This is a genomic window from Enterocloster sp., from assembly GCF_057861365.1.
Map to the genome: position 1 here is coordinate 1 of NZ_DBMACH010000020.1, position 19659 is coordinate 19659.

Here is a 19659-nt window from a genome sequence, read left to right on the forward strand (position 1 = left end):
CTGATTGAAAAAATCGTAGTGGACGAAGACGGGATGCCGGAAATTACACTGAAATACGGCTTGTCTAATCTGATTAGTTACAGTCCTGCTGATGAAATGAATCGAAGAGAAAATACCATGATTGCGATTGTGATGAAACTGATTGCTGAGGATGAACGTGGGTTTACTTCTGCAAAATATCTGTCAGAGCATATTACTGACCTTGGATTCAAGAAAACAAAGCAGAGTATTCTTCCATATATTGAGCTAATGAAGAAACTTGGGATTCTTGAATCCACAGATAATCCATTGAAGCCATACCATATTGTAAAGTCAAAAGAAAAAATCTTGCAGCTTACCAAAGAATATCTGCCGGATCTATCAGCAGAAACTACCGCAAAACAGATATCAGATGATTATTTACATGGTAGCAGTGATGGCAGGCGGTATGCCCCAGATGGTATTTGAATATATCTTAAAAAAGAACGGTCTTGATCCTGTTAATGACCTCACCATCGACCAGAGCATCAGCTTTGGCCTCACCGCGGCGGCATTTACCAGCAGTGCTGCGGATTATACCATCGAATTCGAACCTTTCGCCACAACCCTTGAAATGGAGGGAAGCGGTGCGGTGGTGGCGTCTCTCGGAACAGAATCCGGCTATGTACCCTATACGGCCTACAGCGCCAGAAAAAGCTATCTGAAGCAGCACCCGGAGGTAATCCAAAGCTTTACCAATGCCATCCAGAAAGGTCTGGACTATGTAAACAGCCATTCCTCTGAAGAAATTGCCAAGGTCATTTCCCCGCATTTTAAGGAAACGCCGGTGGATAAGCTGGCCCTGATTGTAGAGCGCTACAAATCCCAGGATACCTGGAAGGAGGATACGGTCTTTGAAGAAAACAGCTTTACGCTGTTAAAACGTATTTTGGAGGAAGCAGGGGAATTAAAGGCAGAAGTCCCCTATAACGAACTTGTGACAATGGATTTCTCCAAAAAAGCAGCAAAAAATTCTCAATAACACCCTTGACAAATACTCTCTATTCATATATAATTCCCCTAATTATCACTGTATCACATTACCATGCTAAAGTTTTAGCATCATCCTTATGCTAAAGCCTTACAAAACCGCTAAAAGGGAGGATTATTATGAAAAAAACAGTTCAGATGTTAATCGTTCTGGCCTCTGCAGCCGCTCTGACCGCCATAAGCGGCTGCTCTGCCATAGGTTCTGCCCCCACTCTGCCATCAGAAACAATCCCTGATACCATATCCGCTTCCTCTGAAGCTGCCAAAGCCGCCTCTGAAGAAACCACCGGCAGCAATGGAGGAAGCCGCCTAAACGATATCCTGGCCCGCAGATATATTGAGATAGCCATGGAGCCTTATTTTGCTCCCAATGAATTTATCGATCCTTCCAGACAAGGAGAGGAACAGTACGTTGGAGCCGACGTTGAGCTAGCCCGTTATATTGCCGACAAGCTGGGGGTAGAGTGCCGGATCGTTCCTCTGGAATTCTCCGCAGTCTTAACCGGCGTTACCGAAGGCAAATACGATCTGGCGATTTCGGCTCTTGCCTATACCCCGGCCCGCGCAGAGGCTATGGAAATGTCAAAAGGCTACCGTTTTGATGAGGATAACGCCAACAATTATGGTCTGATGATTCGCAGCGGAGATCTGGACACGATCAAAAGCGCTGATGACCTGACCGATAAAATCGTAGTCTGCCAGAGCGGCTCCCTGCAGGAGCTCTTTGCTACAGAGCAGATTCCGGCCTGCAGGGAGCTGAAACGGGTATCTGCTACCACCGACGGTTTTTTAATGGTTCAGGAAGGAAAAGCAGATGCGGTTGTGACTGAAAAAAAGACAGCAGAGCTTTTTATCGCAGCCAACGCGGAAAGCAGTATGGTCATTGTTCCCGATTTTTCCTTCGTCGTTGACGAGAGCACTTCCGGAACGCGGATCGGAATCCCCAAAGGCGAAACAGCTCTTTTAAACAGGATCAATGAGATCATTGATGAGGTCACAGCCTCAGGCATATATGACGAATGGTATGAGAAATACACAGCATATGCAAAAACTCTGGGATTATGACATCCTGCTCCCTGCAGGGATACACATAATAAAGAAAATGAAAGAAAGGTGACTTCCGATATGTGGGCAACGATCATCAAAATGTGGAATCGATACAGCTATGTATACATACAGGGACTGACGGGAACCTTGTGTCTGGCCGCCATCACCGTACTGTGCGGCACCGTACTGGGCACTCTCCTGGCCATCATGCGGCGTTCCCGCATCAAACCCTTCCAGTGGTTCGTACAGTTTTATGTCTGGGTTCTCAGGGGAACACCAATCCTTCTGCAGCTCTATTTTTTCTGGATCTTCCTTCCCAGAGCCACCGGGATTAAAATTCCTGACTCCACCTGCATCATCATCGCCCTGATCGTCAATGCCAGCTCTTACGTATCGGAAATCATCCGGGCCGGCATCCAGGCCGTAGATATCGGACAGACGGAGGCAGCCCGCAGCCTGGGGATGACCGCCCGGAATACCATGACTAAAATTATCCTTCCTCAGGCAGTTAAAAATATCCTTCCTGCCCTTGGAAATGAATTTATCACCATGATTAAACAGGCTTCCCTGGCGTCTGTCTTCTTTATCAATGAACTGACCACCTCATACAAAACCGTAGCCTCCGCTACCTTCCGGCAGGTGGAATCCATTATCATTGCCGGCATCATCTATCTGCTGGTGACCACAATACTCGGCCGGATTATGGCTTATGCTGAATGGAGGATGAAACAAAATGAACGCTGAAAACAAAATCTGTGCCGAAGCCCGGCCCATCATCCAGGTAAACAATCTGACAAAATCCTTTGGAAAGCTGGAAGTCCTGAAAGGGATTTCTGAAACTATTTACGAAGGCGAAGTAGTCTCTATCATTGGTCCCAGCGGCGGCGGAAAAAGCACCTTTCTCCGCTGCCTGAATCTGCTGGAAACCCCGGACTCCGGCACCATCCTGTTCCGAAACTCCAATATCACGGATCGTTCTGTCAACGTAGACCAATATCGTCAGCATCTGGGCATGGTCTTCCAGCATTTTAACATTTTCCCCCATCTGAAGGTAATAGACAATGTCACCCTCGCCCCGGTGCTGGAAAAAAAGATTCCAAAAGCGCAGGCAAAAGCCGCCGCTCTCCGTCTGCTGGAACGGGTAGGTCTCTCGGACAAAAAAGACGAATATCCCAACCGGCTCTCCGGGGGCCAGAAACAGCGGCTGGCCATCGTCCGTGCTCTGGCGATGGAGCCGGAGATCATGCTCTTTGACGAACCCACCTCCGCCCTGGATCCGGAAATGGTAAAAGAGGTGCTGAACGTAATCCGGGATCTTGCCAGCTCCGGCATGACCATCCTCATCGTCACTCATGAAATGGGCTTTGCACGGGAGGTCAGCGACCGCATCTTCTTCATTGCAGACGGCATTGTTCAGGAAAAGGGAAGTCCGGAGGAACTGTTCCTGAATCCGCAAAACCCCAGAACCAGAGAATTTCTGGGAAAAATATTATAAGTATATGGAAGGAGTACCTATGAAAACCTTGGAGTTTATCGAAAAGATTATCGAAGAAAAATCAACCCGTATCATCGAGGCCAACGATCAAATCTGGGAATTTGCCGAACTGGCATATCATGAATATCAGTCTGCCGGGCTGCTCTGCCAATTTCTGAAGGATGAAGGTTTTACGGTAGAAACCGGTCTGGCCGGTATCCCCACCTGTTTTCAGGGAACTTATTCCTATGGATGCGGAAAACCGGTCGTTGGTATTCTGGGAGAATATGACGCCCTTTCCGGTTTAAACCAGGCGGCTGCCTGCCCGTCCAGACAACCTATCATCCAGGGAGCACCTGGCCACGGATGTGGACACAGTGCCCTGGGTGCCGGAGCTCTGGCAGCCGCCATTGCCGTCAAGGAATATCTGAAAACCTTCAAAAAAAGCGGCACAGTCATCTATTTTGGCTGTCCGGCAGAGGAGGGGGCCGGTTCCAAACAGTTCATGGCCAGAGCCGGGCTGTTCGATCAGGTGGATTTTGTTTATACCTGGCACCCGGACTCCATCAATCAGGTGGACAACTCCCACAATAACGCGATTATGGGAGCCAATTTCCACTTTAAAGGACTTACTTCCCACGCCGGCTCTGCCCCCTATCTGGGCCGAAGCGCCCTGGACGCCGCAGAGCTGATGAGCGTAGGCTGCAATTATCTGCGGGAACACATGATTCCGGAAGCCCGGATCCATTATGCCTACATTGACGCCGGCGGCACTGCCCCCAATGTGGTACAGGACCGCTCCACCGTCCGGTATGAAGTGCGTTCCCCTTATGTCCGCCAGCTGACAGAGCTGTTCAACCGTGTCGTGGATGTGGCAAAGGGTGCCGCCCTTATGACCGGCACTTCCATGAATTATGATCTGTCTATGGCCTTTACGGAATACCTCCCCAACAAAGCCCTTGCCCAGATCGCAGACGCCTGTATGCAGGAGATAGGCGCACCAAAATGGACCGAGGAGGACTACCGGCTGGCCAGACAGTTTTTGGATTCTTATGATGATACTGCCCGGAAAATGATCCGTGACGAAATCATTCAGATCTATGGAGAAGACCGGCTTGAGGAAATTCTGTCCAAACCTTTAGACAGTGAGATCCATCCTTTCGATCCCAACCATATCATCCAGACTGCAGGCTCTACCGACGTAGGCGATGTGGGCTATGCAGTTCCTACTCTAAATCTGCGGGTTGCCGCCTGCTGTGTGGGCAATGTGGGGCACACCTGGCAGATGACGGCCCAAACCTGCAGCCCCATTGCCCATAAAGGGCTCCTGACGGCCGGAAAGATGATTGCCCTGTCTGCGATCCGCACCATGGAGCGCCCTGACATCATTGACGCCGCCAAGACAGAGACTCTTAAAAGAAACGGCGGTCATTATACCTGTCCCCTTCCCGATCACGTGCTTCCTCCATTAGAGACATATTAAAAGTCAAAAGCTTTCTCAAGCCTCCATATTTTTATCATCCATTTCAGATAATCTCCATACTGCGCCTCCCGCACCGCCTCTGCGGTCACTACATCCATCTCTCCGATCTTCTCTCCGTTTAACAGATATTCCAGCACCCCAGCCTTCTGGCCCGGCTCCACCGGAGCCGGAAGGGACTCGGAGAGAACAAGCTTCTTTTCCACAGATGAAAGATCTTCTCCCTTAAGGCTGAGATATCTGAATGTACCGTTCAAAACCAACTCTGCCCCGCTTTTAATTCCTCCTTCTACCGAAATTTCCGGAAGTGTGATCCCCTCTTTATCCTCATAAAGCTTACAGTTTGCATAGCCATAGTTTAACAGCGTCTGTGCGTCTGCAAAACGTGCCTTGAAATCAGGAGCAGCCATGATCGAAGCGATCAGGCGCACCCCATCCTTCTCTGCCGTAGCTGACAGACAGTATTTTGCCAGAGAGGTGGAGCCTGTCTTTAAGCCGGTAACCTTAAAATTCGTTGCCATCCGCAAAAGTTTATTTGTGTTGGAAAGACCAAATTCCTTTGTCCCCTGTTTTGTCACATGAGTAATATTTTCCATCCAGATTGTTGAATAATTGTGGATCTGAGGATACTGATCGATCAGCTCCCGGCTCATAAGAGCAATATCTCTGGCAGTTGTCACATGGGAGGGATCCTCTGTAAGACCGCAGCAGTCCACAAAATGGGTTTTCGTCATCCCCAGACCTTCGGCACGTTCATTCATCTGCTGTACAAAGGCCTCCTCTGTACCGGAAATATACTCCGCCATGGCTACAGAAGCATCATTTCCTGATGCGATCACGATGCATTTAATCAGTGTTTCCACCGTCTGCGTTTCCCCTTCCTCCAAAAATACCTGGGAACCGCCCATGGACTTTGCATGAGCGCTGGTAACGACCTCATCGGAAAGGTGGATCTTCCCTTCTGCCAGGGCATCAAAAATCAAGATCAGCGTCATGACCTTTGTAACGCTGGCAGGATTTCTTTTATCATCCGCCCCTTTTTCATATATAATCTGCCCCGTAGATGCCTCCATGAGAACGGCTGAAGGCGCTGATATCTGGATTGCCGTCTGAGAAGCTGCCGCATCTCCCGCTTCTGCCTGTATCTGCGCAGTTTCTCTGCTTACCGCTCTGGCCGGCACCCCGGCCGGAAGCGCAAGCTCCGGTTCAGAAGCCAATGCTGCCGTCACCTGCCCTGCCGTCATAAGAAGCGCAAGCAAAAAGCCTGCTGCTTTTGTCCGTTTCATACACGATTCCTCCAAACATTGCTGCTCTCTGCCTAATATATGAAACCGGACAAACGCTTTATGTCGCATCAAAAAAGACAAAACCCCCGGCTGCAGCTTCTGCCGCTGCCAGAGGTTATTTTATACTATGTGTTCCTATACTTCCTTTAAAGCCTGTCTTAAGGCCTCTGCCATCTCCTCATACTCAGCGTCTGTGAGAATGGTTCTTCCGCTGTTCATCTCAAAGGTACCGCCCCACTCTTCTCCGCCCTTATATTTGGGAACGATATGGAAATGAAGGTGGCAGCCTGTGTCGCCGTATGCGCCGTAGTTTACCTTATCGGGATGAAATACCTTGTGTACGGCTCTTGCCACCTGAGCCACCTCTGCAAAGAAATCATTTCTCTCTTCATCTGTTAAGTCGATCAGCTCGCTGACATGCTTTTTGTGAGCCAGGATCACTCTTCCCTTTTTACTCTGCTCCTTAAATACATAAAGAAAGCCTGTCTTCATCTCGCAGACCGGATAGGCAAATTTTGCTGCCAGCTCTCCCTGCATACAGTATGCGCAATTTGGATCTTTTACCATTTCTGCCATAATTTTATCTCCTTTTCATAGCCGGCTCTGCTGTGTCAAAAAGCAACCGCCGCTTTTGGGTAATTTCTATTTTAAACATACCACGGCTTCCATCAAATTTCAATCACTTTCATTTCCTGAATTTTATGTTATAATTAAATTGATACAATTTTACTTTCATTCAAACAGGAGATTTACAACTTATGAGCCGAAATGATTTCAGACGCCGGCAGGCCCAAAGACAGCGAAGAAAGCTTGTCCGGCATCTTCCTATTATACTTGCACTGTTTCTGGCGTTTTCAGCCCTGGCAGCAGGCGTTTTTGCACTGACCCGCTTTGTCTTAAACAGACAGCCCATATCATCTGCTTCCGCCTCCTCCAGTACAGCCAAAACAACCTCCGAAGATCCGGCACAGCCTATCTCTTCCCCGGCCTCTGGCACACTTGCTCAGGCCGCATATATCGCTGCGGGCTATGACTACGACCGTGCCATTGCTCTCATTAAAGAAGACTCCTCTCTGGCAGAAGACCCCGCTGCCCTGGAAGCGATCACATCTTATGAGGAAGCAAAGGCTTCTCTCTTACCAGCTGATGTGCAGAACGTTCCCCATGTATTTTTCCATTCTCTTATCATGGACACTGCCAAAGCCTTTGACGGCGACAGCCGGACTCCCGGCTACAATTCCGTCATGACTACAAAGGATGAATTTTTAAAGATGCTGGATGCTTTCTATGAGGACGGTTATGTTCTGGTACGCATCCGGGATATTGCCTCTGAGACTACAGATGAAAATGGAAATACCGTTTTCTCCTGGGGAGAAATCCTGCTTCCTGAGGGCAAAAAACCTCTGGTCATGTCCCAGGATGACGTATGCTATTATCCTTATATGGAAAAGGACGGCTTTGCACGCCGGATCGTCATCGGAGAGGACGGAAAACCCACTGCTGAAATGGTCATGGAAGACGGCTCCATTTCCACCGGCCCTTATGACCTAATCCCGATTTTAGAAGATTTCATCGAAGAACACCCCGATTTTTCCTATAAAGGTGCCAGAGCGATCATCGCCTTTACGGGCTATGAAGGAATTTTAGGCTACCGCACTGCTGCTTCCTACAGTGACAGTCCGAACTATGAACAGGATAGAGAGCAGGCTGCAAAGGTAGCCCAGTGTTTAAAAGACAATGGCTGGGAGCTTGCAAGCCACAGCTGGGGCCATCTGTGGATGGGCGTTTCCTCCGTACCCGGAGAAACCTTCAAGATCAGCGACGAGCGCTTCTATACAGATACGGACAAGTGGGAAGCAGAGGTAGAATCTCTTATCGGGCCAACCGATATCTACATCTATCCCAACGGCAATGATGTGGCAGACTGGCGGCCCTATACAGAGGATAATTACCGTTTTAAATATCTCCATTCCAAGGGCTTCCGGTATTTCTGCAATGTGGACGCAAGCAAGCCCGCCTGGATCCAAAAGGGAAGCGACCATCTGCGGATGGCCAGACGGAATCTGGACGGCTACCGTCTTTACGAGGATATGATCCAGACGGATCCATCCAAAAAACGGCTGTCCGATCTCTTTGACGCTTCTCAGATCTTTGATGCCTCACGGCCCACTCCCGTGACTTGGAGCTATACACAGAATGAAGCGGCCGCAGATGCCTCTGCCCCGGCAGCACCGGAAACAGTTCCATCCGAAAGCGCTGCTTCCCAGTAAACCAGATCTGAACCATCCTGTCTCCTTTCGCGTATACTACATCAAAGACGTACTTAGGTGAAAGGAGATTTTACAAAATGACACCCAAACTGGATGTAAACGGAGTCAGCTTTTCCTACCATACGCTGGAAGGAGAAACGCTGGCTCTTTCTGATATATCATTTTCCCTGTCTCCCGGTGAATTTGCAGCCGTGGTCGGCCCGTCCGGCTGCGGAAAATCCACCCTTCTTTCTCTTCTCTGCGGTTTGTCCAAACCTGATACGGGGCAGATCCTCTTAGACGGCCATCCGCTGCGCCAATCGCCGTCTGATACCGGCTATATGCTCCAAAAGGATCATCTTTTTCCGTGGAGGGATATTTTATCCAATGTATCTCTGGGACTGGAAATCCAGAACCGCCTTACCCCAAAGACAACTGCCCGCTTAAAGGAAATGCTCTCAGCCTACGGCCTTGAAGGCTTTGAACACGCCCGGCCCTCTGAGCTTTCCGGAGGAATGCGCCAGCGGGCCGCTCTGATCCGTACTCTGGCGCTGGAACCGGATCTTCTTCTTTTAGATGAGCCATTTTCTGCTCTGGATTACCAGACACGGCTTTCTGTATGTGACGATATCAGTTCTATCTTACGGAGCACTAAAAAAACAGCCGTTCTTGTGACCCACGATCTTTCAGAAGCCATCAGCATCGCAGACCGGATCATCATACTCACACCCCGGCCCGGACGGATCAAAAAAATCCTTCCCATCCATTTCCCGGCTGACTGTGCAACACCTTTAAAAAGACGTAACTGTCCTGAATTTTCCGGATATTTCAACGCTGTATGGAAGGAGCTAAAAACAGATGAATAATCCCTTACTCTCCCCCTCGTTAGCCCAGCAGGAATACCTGGCCGACCAGCTGCGCCGCCGGAGTATGATCCGTATCTGGCGCATCCTTCTTTTGATCCTGATTCTGTCTTTATGGGAGCTCTCAGCCAGTTTAGGTCTCATCGACCGGTTTATTTTCAGCAGTCCAAGCCTGATCCTCAAATGCCTGATTTCTATGACTGCCGACAGAACCATCTTTCTCCACACAGGCGTTACCCTCATGGAGACGCTTATAAGCTTTGCTGTCTGTACCGCAGCCGGTCTGGTCTGTGCCCTTCTTCTCTGGGCCAGTCCCTCTGCTGCCAGCGTTTTAGAGCCATTCTTAGTTCTTTTAAACAGTCTGCCCAAATCCGCTTTGGCTCCGCTTTTAATCGTATGGCTGGGAAATAATACCACCACCATTGTCACAGCGGCCGTTTCCGTGGCTCTCTTTGGCTCGATCCTTACTCTGTACAATGGTTTCTGTCAGACCGATGAAGACAAAATACGCCTGATCCGTTCCCTTGGAGGAACCAGAACAGACGTACTCCTTAAGGTTCTTCTGCCAGGCTCCCTCCCCATGGTGATCAATAACATGAAGGTCAATATCGGCCTGTGCCTGGTCGGCGTCATCATTGGTGAATTTCTCTCCGCACGGGCAGGACTGGGATATCTGATCACCTACTCCGCCCAGACCTTTACCATGACGGTGCTTATGACCTCCATCATGATTCTGTGCCTGCTGTCCTGGCTTTTATATCAGGCCATTGCCTGTGTGGAAAAGAAGCTGACACGATAAAATGCAAAATGCAAAAACTCAAAAACCGGTCTGCTTGCACTCCCATTTCTCCTATGATATGATGAAACCATCTGATTAAAGCAGAGCATTTCCGCCGATAAAGCCCGCAAAAAGGAGAAATCAATGGACCTGATCAACCAGTTTATTGACAACTACAAAAAGAAATTTAACTACTATGAATCTGTAGGCCGTCTTGCAGCCGGTCAGCTGGAGGCTGTGCTGCGCTCCTCCGGTATCCGGGCCATGGTTACCTACCGGGCCAAAAATCCGGGACGCTTAAAAAGCAAGGTTCTCCGCCGCAATGCCAAGCGCCCGGTTCCTTACCGGAATATAAAGGAAATCTATGAGGACATCGCCGATCTCTGCGGTGTCCGGGTTTCCCTCTATTTCCCCGGAGACCGCCTTCAGGCAGACCAGCTGATCCGGGATCAGTTCCACATTCTGGAAAGCAAGCAGTTCCCGGAGCAGTCAAAGCCTCCTACTTATCATAAGCGTTTTTCCGGCTACTGGGCCAACCACTACCGTGTCTATCTGAGAGAAGAATTGGTACAACCCTCAGAAAAACGCTACTGCCGGGCCAGAATCGAAATTCAGGTAGCGTCCGTCCTGATGCACGCCTGGTCTGAGGTAGAACATGACTTAATCTACAAACCCCTTCAGGGTACGCTTTCCAAAGAAGAGCTTGCCATCCTAGACGAGTTAAACGGTCTTGTCCTTGCAGGAGAAATCGCCCTGGAGCGCCTGCAGGCTGCAGGAAATGAACGGATCCGCAGCAAAAATGCTGTTTTTAACAACCAGTACGAGCTGGCTTCCTATCTTTACAATTACCTCAGCAGCAATTTCCGCCCGGAGGATATCGAACTGCGGATGGGAAATATTGAGCTGCTCTTCCGGCTTTTGTCCAGCCTGAAGCTGCTGGACGTAAAGTACATGGGCCCTATTTTAAAGGCAGTTAAATTTGAAAAGGACAAACGGAACATTTCCCAGCAGATTATTGACCAGATCATCAGCGGAAATGAAAAGCGGTATCTGGCCTACCAGTCCTTAAAGGCAGCCGGCTCTAAAGAGGATGAGGAACGTCTGAAAGCCATCAGCGCCTTTTTCAGTCAATGGGTTCCCCTGGAAGCGCTTTTAAACCGCACCACCAAGCGCAGCTCCCGTTCCTTAAGCGTCTTTAATATCAACGCCCTGAAACGGACCGGGCTTTTTGACAAAGACAGCCTGAATCAGATTGCATTTCTTAGAAAAATGCGCAATACCCTGATCCATGATATTGAGGTTCCGGAAATCTCCTGCATACGGGAGCTGGCCGAACAGGCCCGGGCTCTGAATGAAACTCTTTTAAAACTCCTTGAGCCGGAAAAGGACGAGGCAGACTAAAGGTTATTATCCCAAAAGCTCCCGGATCATTTTTCCGTCAAATACCACCTTTTCAAGATGATCCACCTCGATCTGATACAGGGCATTGGCAGCGATATGCTCCGCAGCCTGCTCCAGATCACGGATTCCGCTCGTATCTGAATAAAGCTCCACTACGGTATCAAGAGCCTCTTCGGTCAGGATACACTCCTCTTTGCGCAGGCTCATGCGGCGCAGGATCTTTGGCAGAGCAAATTTTGAGAAAATGATCTTTTTTTCTTCCAATGTATAGTCCGGAATATCGATCACCGCAAAACGGGACATTAATGGTGCGCTGATCTGCTCCTTATTGTTAGCTGTGGCAATGGGATATACGCCTGAGGTAGGCACCATACATTCCATGTAGTTATCCGTAAAGCCCAGATTGTCAAGCAGGGTTAAAAGCACATCTGCCGGATTTCCATTTCCTTTTCCGGAAGCCGCTTTGTCCAGTTCATTGATGATAAATACAAGATTGGACTCTCCTGCCATGGAAAATGCCTCCATGATAATTCCCGGCTTTGCGTTGGCATAGACTCTGGAGCTTCCTGTCAGCTGCTCCGGGTCATTGATGGAGCTCATATCCAGAGTTGTCCACGGCAGCTTTAAGATTCTTGCCACCGCATAAGCGATCTGGGATTTTCCCGTACCCGCAGGCCCCACCAGCAAAAGGCCGTATGCGGGCAGCGTGTGAGTTCGGTTGATCTGGATAATGGTTTCTATAATCCTCTGCTTTACCCGCTCCATGCCGTAAAGCTCTTCATCTAAAATCCGTCTTGCCTCTATCGGATCAATGGCTTCAAAATAATCATGCTTCCACCGCACGTTCATCATAATAGACAGCGCTCTCTGAGCATGGCGGCGCTCCTCCGGGGATACCTCATGTGACTTTGCCACTGCCAGGTTTCTTCTTGCCCAGAGACGGATGTGATCCGGAAGGGTCTTTCCTGCACAGGTCATAAAATCCGTAATGCTCTGGAGACTGGTAAGCTTCATATCATCTCCTTCTTCAGTTTCCTCTTCCTCCTCTGTCTCAGAAGGCGCACTGCTGGCAAACAGACGCTCAATCATAAACTGCAAAAAGCCGTCCTCTGCTGAAAGCTTGGTTCCTCCCCCAAAGGCTGTTTCACGGATGCGGTAAACGGAATAGCCTTCCTCCCTGTTCTCTCCGGACAGACGCACATTGATATGGTTTTCCCCCAGCCACCGGATCAGGCTTACAAACCGGGCGTCTATTTTTAAAATATTTCCACTGACCGTTTCGCCTCCATCCTTAAACTCAAAAGCAGTTCCCCTTACAGGATTGCTAAAGAGACCGCAGGTGTGATGCTCCCACTGCTGTCCTTTTGTGTCTAATACCAGAATCGGCTGCTCCGGCGCTGCCTGAGGAGCATCCGAATAAAAAATACTGTATGTACACTCTGCTCCCTTTGTATCTTCCGTTTCCGGCGTATGGTTAAAATCAAACACTGGCATAATCAAATTCCCCTTTTTGTACAAAGATCTACGGCCAGGAATCTTTTCCAAAACCGTGCCTTTTTAGTGTAACATGAAATCGCTCCGCCAACAACCGGCGGAGCGATTTTCTTTATACATCCTTTATGCATGTTTCATTTTTTCTATTTTCCAACCGTCTTCCAGATTTCTTTCCTCAGGCTCATACGAAGACTCCCGAGGCGGCATAAGTCCTTCGAAGAAATGATCCAGCCTGTCAAACAGACGGCCGCCTATTTTATACAGTACAGCCAAAGCACCCAGCAGAATAATTTCTTTCATCCTCTTCACATCCCCTTACTTCTGCTCTTTTATTTTATTATACCCTGTGCTGTATAAAAGCGGCATAAGTATCCATAATGCCTGTATTAAGGTTGTATAAATATCCCTTTTTCTTCTATATCGTTTGACATAAAGCAAACTTTACCATTATAATGAAATGCAGTACAAAAGAAAGGGTTAAAAAGGATAATCATGATCGAATTTATTACTTCCGTAAACACAGCTGTAAACAGCTTTATCTGGGGAGTACCGGCCATGATCTGCATCATCGGAGTAGGACTTTTCTTAAGCCTTCGCACCCGTTTTATCCAGATCCGCCGCTTTCCCTATGCCATCCGCACCACTCTGGGCCGCATGTTCAGCAAAAAAGATGCCTCCGAAGGCGCCATTACCCCCTTCCAGGCAGTCTGTACTGCCCTTGCGGCTACTGTGGGTACGGGAAATATCGCCGGTGTAGCCGGAGCTATTGCCATCGGCGGTCCGGGCGCTGTATTCTGGATGTGGATTTCCGCATTTTTAGGAATGTGCACCAAATTTTCCGAGGTTACTCTGGCGGTTCATTTCCGGGAAACTAATCCGGACGGCGATCTGGCCGGAGGTCCCATGTACTATATCAAAAATGGGCTTGGGAAAAAATGGATGTGGCTCGCCTATCTTTTTTCCATTTTCGGTATCCTTACTGTATTCGGAACCGGAAATGCCACTCAGGTCAACACCATCACAACGGCTGTCCGGTCTGCCCTCACAGGCTACGGCATCCTGCCTGACTCTGCTGTCGGTACCTTTAATCTGGCTATGGGCATCCTTCTGGCTTCCTCTGTCGCTCTGGTGCTCCTTGGCGGCATCAAGCGCATCGGAAGTGTAGCGGAAAAGCTGGTTCCTTTCATGGCTCTGCTCTACATTCTTCTGTCTTTTGGCGTGGTATTTTTCCATCTGGAAAATGTTCCCGGCGTATTTTCCTCAATCATCCAGGGAGCATTCTCTCCTTCTGCTGTCACCGGCGGAGTGGTAGGAAGCTTCTTTACCAGTATGAAGCGCGGCGTTTCCAGAGGCATCTTCTCCAATGAGGCCGGACTTGGTACAGGCTCTATTGCCCACGCCTGTGCGGATACAGATAATCCTGTCCATCAGGGTATGTTTGGTATTTTTGAGGTATTTGCAGATACCATTGTGATCTGTACCCTTACTGCTCTGGTAATTCTCTGCAGCGGTATTCCCATAACCTATGGACAGGATGCCGGAGCAGAGCTTACGATCCTGGGCTTTACCTCTACCTACGGAAACTGGGTGTCCATTTTTACCGCGATCGCCATGTGCTGCTTTGCCTTCTCCACCATTTTAGGCTGGGGGCTTTACGGCGCAAGATGTGTGGAATTTCTCCTTTCCGCAGCCTTTATAAAGCCCTTTATGGTAATCTACGCTCTGGTATCCATTCCCGGAGCTACTATGGATCTGGGGCTTTTGTGGAGCATTGCCGATACCTTTAACGGCCTTATGTCCATTCCCAACCTGATTGCTGTCTTCCTGCTGTCCGGAACGGTAATTCGGCTGACGCGGGAGTATTTTTCAAAGAACGCATAAACATCATAGAAGCATGAGCGGTATCTGTGTCCCCGTCTATGGTTGTCATTGAGCCATAATACCCAAAAAGGATGCTGGCAAGTTACAGTCTGCCACGCATCCTCTTTTTAGTTTAAAAAATCTTTTAATTGTGAAACCGCTTATTTACTTCAGAAGTCTCTCGCTAATCTCAGCTGCCTTCTCATATACCCAGTATAAGTGCTCATATGGCGTGTCTAAATGAATCGTACAATCTGCACCGATAATAACTCCGGTTGTTCCTGCCTCTTCAACGATCTGTTCTACGTAGTTCTGAATATCTTCCTTATTTCCTACACAAATTAAATCTGTATTGTTATTGCCAAAACCTCCGATTACACATTTGTTGTGGAACATCTTTTTGCCCTCTGCAACAGAAACGTGCTCTGCATAAACAGCCCAGTTAATAACACTGAAATCATAATCAAGGAAAATAGACAGATCATTTCTCATACCTCTCCAGCCGCAGATATGAAGAAGATTATCCTGTGCAAGTGAGTTTGCCTTTGCAATGATGCGATGCTCTGTTGGAGTTACATACTTTCTGTACATATCATATTCAATCCCTCTGTTGAAGGTAGAAACACTGAAGAACGTTCCGTCCGCCAGTCCTTCTCCAACAACAACGTCAAGCAGACGCTCGATATATCCGCCAATCATTTCCATTGCAGCCTTCGTTGCTTCCGGATCTTCCTTTAAAAGAGCAGCAATCGGCGCCTCAACCTCGCTGTTAAATTTACCGGGATGAGTCTGATCCATTCTGTGGTTAATCTGGAATACTGGTGAAAATACACTGTAGTACATCAGCACATCATTTCCGTAAATGGCTCTCAAATCCTTTACAAACTGAATGGTTCTCTCAAAGTAAAGATCCATATCCTCTGTTGCCTTAAGGTTTCTTAAGTCTGCTGCACACTGGATGTCTTCATAGTTAAACGGCATAAAAAATAATCCGTCTGTCATAATCTTTACAAAATCCGGATCAAATGCTTCTTTAAATTTCTTAGCGCCTTCCAGATTCTCTTCCATATAATGAGGATTGTGCAGACCATCTACTAACTCATCCTGCAGGAAGTGATGCCAAAAACCTACAAGCAGCTTTTCGGTTGGCTCATTGTGAAATGTCTTTAATACTAATTCTTTCCGGTTCATAAAAATACCCTCCTTAAACATTAAAAAATTTTATATTTTATGGAAAAATAGGTATCCCTCTTTTACCATATATTTTTTGTTTTCCCAGATTTTTCTTTACTGTTCTCTTATAGCCTTTTGCTCATAAGAATAGGATGGATTCAGCACAACGCTGCGTCCTCCTGAAACCTCCAAAGACGTTGCTGTGATATAACTTGCACGCGGACTGCTTAAAAATACAATTGCCGACGCAATTTCCTCCGGTATCGCAACGCGGTGAAGAAGTGTACCCTCTGCATTTTTCTGCAATTCCTCTTTTGGGATATTTCTCTGTACTGCAGGCGTCATGGTAAAACCGGGCAGAACCGCATTCACACGAATACCATATGCTGCATATTCCCCCGCAAACATCGTTGCCAGCTGAACCACTGCTGCCTTCAACGGACCATACAATGTGCTTCTTCCAACCGTTCCACAGCGTGCTGCAAGGGAACTGATGTTTATAATACTTCCGCCGTGCTCTTTCATATATCGAAACGCTGCCTGACATCCATATACAGCCGACTTAAAACATACGCCAACGGTCCACTCCACTTCTTCTTCAGAGTATTCTTCTCCTCTTCTTTCCATGGAGGCGCCCACATTATTAACCCAGCAGTCAATCCTTCCAAAATGCTGAAATACCTTCTCTGCAAATTGATACATCTCATTTGCTTTGGAAACATCTGCTACTATGCCTAAGACTTCTCCTTTCGAGGAAAGAAGCTTCACTGCTTCCATAAGCTGTTCTTCTGACCGCGCGCAAATGGCAACTTTTGCGCCCTCTTCCAAAAACAATTCTGCCGCTGCAAGCCCGATTCCCTTACTTGCACCTGTAATAACCACAGTCTTCCCGCTAAGTCCTAAATCCACAGCAATCCCCCTCTTCTCTTTCGTCCTGCTACTCTGCCAAAAGCGCCTCAACTTCTGATCTCTGGGGCATCGCCTTGGATGTTCCTATTTTGGTTACAGAAAGCGCTGCCACAGCACTGGCAAAACGCGCTGCCTGCCATATATCCATTCCCTCAGCCAGTCCGGCAACCATACCGCCGTTAAAAGCGTCTCCGGCACCAGTGGTATCAAGAGCATCCACTGTAAACGGTGGTAAAAGACGATGCTCCTCACCTGTTGAGACAAAGCTGCCGCGATGCCCCATCGTAATCACCACTGTGCCAACGCCTTTTTTATGCAGGATTTCAGCAGCCAGACGTGCGCTTTCTTCACTATCTACTTTTATTCCCGTCAGTCCCTCTGCTTCTACCTCATTTGGCGTGACAATATCTGCCATACCAAGCAGCTTATCTGAAACATCCTGATACGGCGCCGGATTCATTACAATACATACGCCTGCTTCGTGTGCAATTTCTACTGCACGCTCCATCGCGTCCATATTGACTTCAAACTGCACCAAAAGGTATCCGCTTTTTTGAATCAACGGCGCGCAACGTTCTACCTCTTTAAGTGTGACCGCACCACAGGCTCCAGGAACTACAACAATCTCGTTTTGTCCGGTAGACTCATCCACCATAATAAGTGCAGTTCCCGTTCCCTCTGTCTCTGAGTACAGAATATGAGAAGTGTCCATGGAAAGCTCATCCATCAGGTCTAAAGCAAGTTTTCCAAATGGATCCTTTGCCATTTTTGTAACCATGACTACATCTGCATCCATCTTTTTTGCTGCGATTGCCTGGTTGAACCCCTTTCCTCCGGCACTCATACTAAAAACAGTTCCTTTTACTGTTTCAGCAGGGAGCGGAAGGTGCGGTGTACGGCTCATAAGATCCGTCACATAGCTTCCAAAAACAGTAATTTTTTGTTTCATATTTCCCAGTCCTTCCGAATCCTTCACAGCATTAGCAAGCTGTATAAATTCCCTCAAAAATCAATTTTCCAACTACTGAACCGCCATCTACAAGCCCAATACTCTTATCTCCGTAATATGCCGCGCGCCCGTGAACAGAACGCATCTCCTTTGTGCTCTCCGAACCCTCTGCTGCTGCTTTTGCAGCAAGCTCAAATGCTGTTTTGGTATCGGCTCCGCTGTTCTGCTTCAGCGCCTCAACTGCCGGGCAAAGCGCATCCAGTATGGTCTTTTCTCCTGGTTTTGATCCGGCTTTGTCCATAATCATCTGTAAACCTGCAGCCATTGCGTCTGCTAATTCTTCCAATGTGCACTCTTCCTTTTTACGCAGAGCTTTTGCCATCCCCAGCAAAGCGAATGAAGTAATGGTTCCAAGAGAAGACGGAGCCGCTTCATTAAATACACTGCTGCAGTTTTTCAAAAGAATTCCCAGATCTCTTTCCTCGCTTGTTGCCAGATAATCCTTTACTGCCTGATATCCGCTGCTCATGGAGATCCCCAGATCTCCGTCTCCATTTCGCGAATCAAGCTCTACCAGATATTCCCGGTTTTCATTCATTACCGCACTGATCTGCGCCATTGCTCTTTTCAAGCTTTCTGCATTCATACAAAATTCCTCCTTATTTGTTTGAATTGGTATAGAACGGTGTGGAAGCCGGACTTCTCAAAAGTTCCTTTAACTCAGCATCCAAACGAATAATTGTAACAGACAAGCCTGCCATTTCCATAGATGTCGCATACTCTCCAATATGCGGCATATATACGCTCACTCCCCTTTCCTTAAGGAGCGCATGAAGCTTCCGGTAAACAATCAACTGCTCTTCCAGAGGTGTTGCCCCAAGACCATTAACCATAACAGAAACCTCGTCTCCATCCTGAAGCGGCATATCCTCTGTAATCTTATTCAAAATAACCTCTGCAATCTCATCTGCAGTCATCATCTTTCGTACTTCAATTCCGGGCTCTCCGTGGATGCCCATGCCAAGCTCAATTTCATCATCCTGAATCGTAAAGGTTGGCTTTCCTGCTTCCGGAACAATGCAGGGAGACAGTGCAACGCCCATGGTTCTCGTATTATCAAGCGCTTTCTGTGCAGCTGCCGCTACTTCGTCAAGGCTCATCATCTTTTCTGCTGCTGCACCCGCAATCTTAAATGCATAGACCATGCCTGCAACACCGCGGCGGCGTTCTGCCGTTTCCTTCGGGCTTGAGCACACATCGTCACAAACCAGTACGGTACGGGTTTCAACATCCTCAAATTCAGCCATCTCACACGCCATGGCAAAGTTCATTTTGTCTCCGCCATAATTTCCGTAGAGGCATAAAACGCCGCTGCCGTAGTCACAGGCCTGAATCATATCTGCCATCTTCTGTGCAGACGGAGATGCAAATACATTTCCGACTGCGCAGCCATCCAGCATTCCCTGTCCTACATATCCAAGAAATACCGGCAAATGCCCGCTTCCGCCTGCGGTCACAATACCAACCTTACCCTTCTGCACAGGATAATTGGTCACAAGCACACGCTTATCTCCATTGAGCAGTTTTACCCGGTCTCCATAAGCACAGATAATTCCCTCCATGGTCTCATCTACGAAATTTTCCGGCTTATTGATTATTTTTTTCATGGTAGTTCCTCCTGTCACGAT

18 protein-coding genes and 2 pseudogenes are annotated in these 19659 nt (G+C 48.1%); 11 read left to right on the forward strand and 9 right to left on the reverse strand.

Annotated elements, in window-relative coordinates; genetic code table 11:
- The 6 genes and pseudogenes from ACZM6M_RS15650 to ACZM6M_RS15675 all read left to right on the forward strand — a co-directional run.
- Positions 1–447 (forward strand): annotated as a pseudogene (locus ACZM6M_RS15650) (recombinase family protein); the annotation flags it as partial.
- A pseudogene (locus ACZM6M_RS15655) lies at positions 419–1000 on the forward strand (ABC transporter substrate-binding protein); the annotation flags it as partial. The pseudogenes ACZM6M_RS15650 and ACZM6M_RS15655, both read left to right, overlap by 29 nt.
- Positions 1001–1128: 128 nt before the next feature.
- Positions 1129–2073, forward strand: a complete 945-nt coding sequence (locus ACZM6M_RS15660) for a substrate-binding periplasmic protein (RefSeq protein ID WP_489490549.1) — start codon at positions 1129–1131, stop codon at positions 2071–2073.
- A 60-nt stretch (positions 2074–2133) separates the two neighbouring features.
- Positions 2134–2799 (forward strand): amino acid ABC transporter permease, encoded by a 666-nt coding sequence (locus tag ACZM6M_RS15665; RefSeq protein WP_066549861.1) that lies wholly within the window; start codon positions 2134–2136, stop codon positions 2797–2799.
- A complete protein-coding gene (locus ACZM6M_RS15670) occupies positions 2789–3550 on the forward strand; it encodes an amino acid ABC transporter ATP-binding protein (protein ID WP_331467962.1) in 762 nt (253 codons plus the stop codon). Before ACZM6M_RS15665 ends, ACZM6M_RS15670 begins: the two co-directional genes overlap by 11 nt.
- Before the next feature lie 19 nt (positions 3551–3569).
- Positions 3570–5012, forward strand: a complete 1443-nt coding sequence (locus ACZM6M_RS15675; RefSeq protein WP_337433513.1) for an amidohydrolase — start codon at positions 3570–3572, stop codon at positions 5010–5012.
- On the opposite strand, the gene ACZM6M_RS15680 is transcribed toward ACZM6M_RS15675, so the two are convergent.
- Positions 5009–6295, reverse strand: coding sequence for a D-alanyl-D-alanine carboxypeptidase family protein (locus tag ACZM6M_RS15680; RefSeq protein ID WP_417045978.1), 1287 nt, complete (start codon positions 6293–6295; stop codon positions 5009–5011). The two genes, ACZM6M_RS15675 and ACZM6M_RS15680, sit on opposite strands and share 4 nt — an antisense overlap.
- A gap of 135 nt (positions 6296–6430) precedes the next feature.
- Entirely contained in the window at positions 6431–6871 is a 441-nt protein-coding gene (locus ACZM6M_RS15685; protein WP_317439370.1) for an HIT family protein, read from the reverse strand.
- A gap of 182 nt (positions 6872–7053) precedes the next feature.
- Between ACZM6M_RS15685 and ACZM6M_RS15690 the strand changes: the two genes are divergently transcribed.
- From ACZM6M_RS15690 to ACZM6M_RS15705, 4 genes are all read left to right on the forward strand, one after another.
- The gene (locus ACZM6M_RS15690) at positions 7054–8565 is read left to right on the forward strand and encodes a polysaccharide deacetylase (RefSeq protein ID WP_337433514.1); all 1512 of its coding nucleotides are present in this window, start codon (positions 7054–7056) and stop codon (positions 8563–8565) included.
- A 77-nt stretch (positions 8566–8642) separates the two neighbouring features.
- Positions 8643–9410, forward strand: a complete 768-nt coding sequence (locus tag ACZM6M_RS15695; RefSeq protein WP_337433515.1) for an ABC transporter ATP-binding protein — start codon at positions 8643–8645, stop codon at positions 9408–9410.
- Positions 9403–10206, forward strand: coding sequence for an ABC transporter permease (locus ACZM6M_RS15700; protein ID WP_417045979.1), 804 nt, complete (start codon positions 9403–9405; stop codon positions 10204–10206). The genes ACZM6M_RS15695 and ACZM6M_RS15700 overlap by 8 nt, the downstream gene beginning before the upstream one ends.
- Before the next feature lie 123 nt (positions 10207–10329).
- Positions 10330–11586 carry a RelA/SpoT domain-containing protein gene (locus ACZM6M_RS15705; protein ID WP_337433517.1) on the forward strand — a complete coding sequence of 419 codons (1257 nt, stop codon included), beginning with the start codon at positions 10330–10332 and terminating at the stop codon, positions 11584–11586.
- Positions 11587–11592: 6 nt separating this feature from the next.
- Here the strand turns inward: ACZM6M_RS15705 and ACZM6M_RS15710 are convergent, their stop codons facing one another.
- Positions 11593–13080: an AAA family ATPase gene (locus ACZM6M_RS15710; protein ID WP_489490550.1), complete on the reverse strand. Its 1488-nt coding sequence runs from the start codon at positions 13078–13080 to the stop codon at positions 11593–11595.
- A gap of 123 nt (positions 13081–13203) precedes the next feature.
- Positions 13204–13380 carry a hypothetical protein gene (locus ACZM6M_RS15715; protein WP_167544890.1) on the reverse strand — a complete coding sequence of 59 codons (177 nt, stop codon included), beginning with the start codon at positions 13378–13380 and terminating at the stop codon, positions 13204–13206.
- 192 nt (positions 13381–13572) lie between these two features.
- Here ACZM6M_RS15715 and ACZM6M_RS15720 point away from each other — a divergent pair, with 192 nt between their 5' ends.
- Positions 13573–14961 (forward strand): alanine/glycine:cation symporter family protein, encoded by a 1389-nt coding sequence (locus tag ACZM6M_RS15720; RefSeq protein WP_337934136.1) that lies wholly within the window; start codon positions 13573–13575, stop codon positions 14959–14961.
- Positions 14962–15105: 144 nt separating this feature from the next.
- Here ACZM6M_RS15720 and ACZM6M_RS15725 read toward each other — a convergent pair whose 3' ends face one another.
- From ACZM6M_RS15725 to ACZM6M_RS15745, 5 genes are all read right to left on the reverse strand, one after another.
- The gene (locus ACZM6M_RS15725) at positions 15106–16131 is read right to left on the reverse strand and encodes a uroporphyrinogen decarboxylase family protein (protein WP_337934135.1); all 1026 of its coding nucleotides are present in this window, start codon (positions 16129–16131) and stop codon (positions 15106–15108) included.
- A gap of 96 nt (positions 16132–16227) precedes the next feature.
- The gene (locus ACZM6M_RS15730; RefSeq protein WP_337934134.1) at positions 16228–17022 is read right to left on the reverse strand and encodes an SDR family NAD(P)-dependent oxidoreductase; all 795 of its coding nucleotides are present in this window, start codon (positions 17020–17022) and stop codon (positions 16228–16230) included.
- A gap of 28 nt (positions 17023–17050) precedes the next feature.
- Entirely contained in the window at positions 17051–17980 is a 930-nt protein-coding gene (gene rbsK / locus ACZM6M_RS15735; protein WP_337934141.1) for a ribokinase, read from the reverse strand.
- A gap of 22 nt (positions 17981–18002) precedes the next feature.
- Positions 18003–18617, reverse strand: a complete 615-nt coding sequence (locus ACZM6M_RS15740; RefSeq protein ID WP_337934133.1) for a dihydroxyacetone kinase subunit L — start codon at positions 18615–18617, stop codon at positions 18003–18005.
- 13 nt (positions 18618–18630) lie between these two features.
- Positions 18631–19638: a dihydroxyacetone kinase subunit DhaK gene (locus tag ACZM6M_RS15745; protein ID WP_337934132.1), complete on the reverse strand. Its 1008-nt coding sequence runs from the start codon at positions 19636–19638 to the stop codon at positions 18631–18633.
- Between the last annotated feature and the right edge of the window lie 21 nt (positions 19639–19659).

Coding starts and splice junctions, on each gene's coding strand:
- ACZM6M_RS15710 (WP_489490550.1), bottom strand. CDS start 13,080: ATGCCAGTGTTTGATTTTAACCATACGCCGGAAACGGAAGATACAAAG.
- ACZM6M_RS15695 (WP_337433515.1), top strand. CDS start 8,643: ATGACACCCAAACTGGATGTAAACGGAGTCAGCTTTTCCTACCATACG.
- ACZM6M_RS15740 (WP_337934133.1), bottom strand. CDS start 18,617: ATGAATGCAGAAAGCTTGAAAAGAGCAATGGCGCAGATCAGTGCGGTA.
- ACZM6M_RS15715 (WP_167544890.1), bottom strand. CDS start 13,380: ATGAAAGAAATTATTCTGCTGGGTGCTTTGGCTGTACTGTATAAAATA.
- ACZM6M_RS15690 (WP_337433514.1), top strand. CDS start 7,054: ATGAGCCGAAATGATTTCAGACGCCGGCAGGCCCAAAGACAGCGAAGA.
- ACZM6M_RS15675 (WP_337433513.1), top strand. CDS start 3,570: ATGAAAACCTTGGAGTTTATCGAAAAGATTATCGAAGAAAAATCAACC.
- ACZM6M_RS15705 (WP_337433517.1), top strand. CDS start 10,330: ATGGACCTGATCAACCAGTTTATTGACAACTACAAAAAGAAATTTAAC.
- ACZM6M_RS15725 (WP_337934135.1), bottom strand. CDS start 16,131: ATGAACCGGAAAGAATTAGTATTAAAGACATTTCACAATGAGCCAACC.
- ACZM6M_RS15660 (WP_489490549.1), top strand. CDS start 1,129: ATGAAAAAAACAGTTCAGATGTTAATCGTTCTGGCCTCTGCAGCCGCT.
- ACZM6M_RS15685 (WP_317439370.1), bottom strand. CDS start 6,871: ATGGCAGAAATGGTAAAAGATCCAAATTGCGCATACTGTATGCAGGGA.
- ACZM6M_RS15745 (WP_337934132.1), bottom strand. CDS start 19,638: ATGAAAAAAATAATCAATAAGCCGGAAAATTTCGTAGATGAGACCATG.
- ACZM6M_RS15700 (WP_417045979.1), top strand. CDS start 9,403: ATGAATAATCCCTTACTCTCCCCCTCGTTAGCCCAGCAGGAATACCTG.
- ACZM6M_RS15670 (WP_331467962.1), top strand. CDS start 2,789: ATGAACGCTGAAAACAAAATCTGTGCCGAAGCCCGGCCCATCATCCAG.
- ACZM6M_RS15680 (WP_417045978.1), bottom strand. CDS start 6,295: ATGAAACGGACAAAAGCAGCAGGCTTTTTGCTTGCGCTTCTTATGACG.
- ACZM6M_RS15720 (WP_337934136.1), top strand. CDS start 13,573: ATGATCGAATTTATTACTTCCGTAAACACAGCTGTAAACAGCTTTATC.
- ACZM6M_RS15665 (WP_066549861.1), top strand. CDS start 2,134: ATGTGGGCAACGATCATCAAAATGTGGAATCGATACAGCTATGTATAC.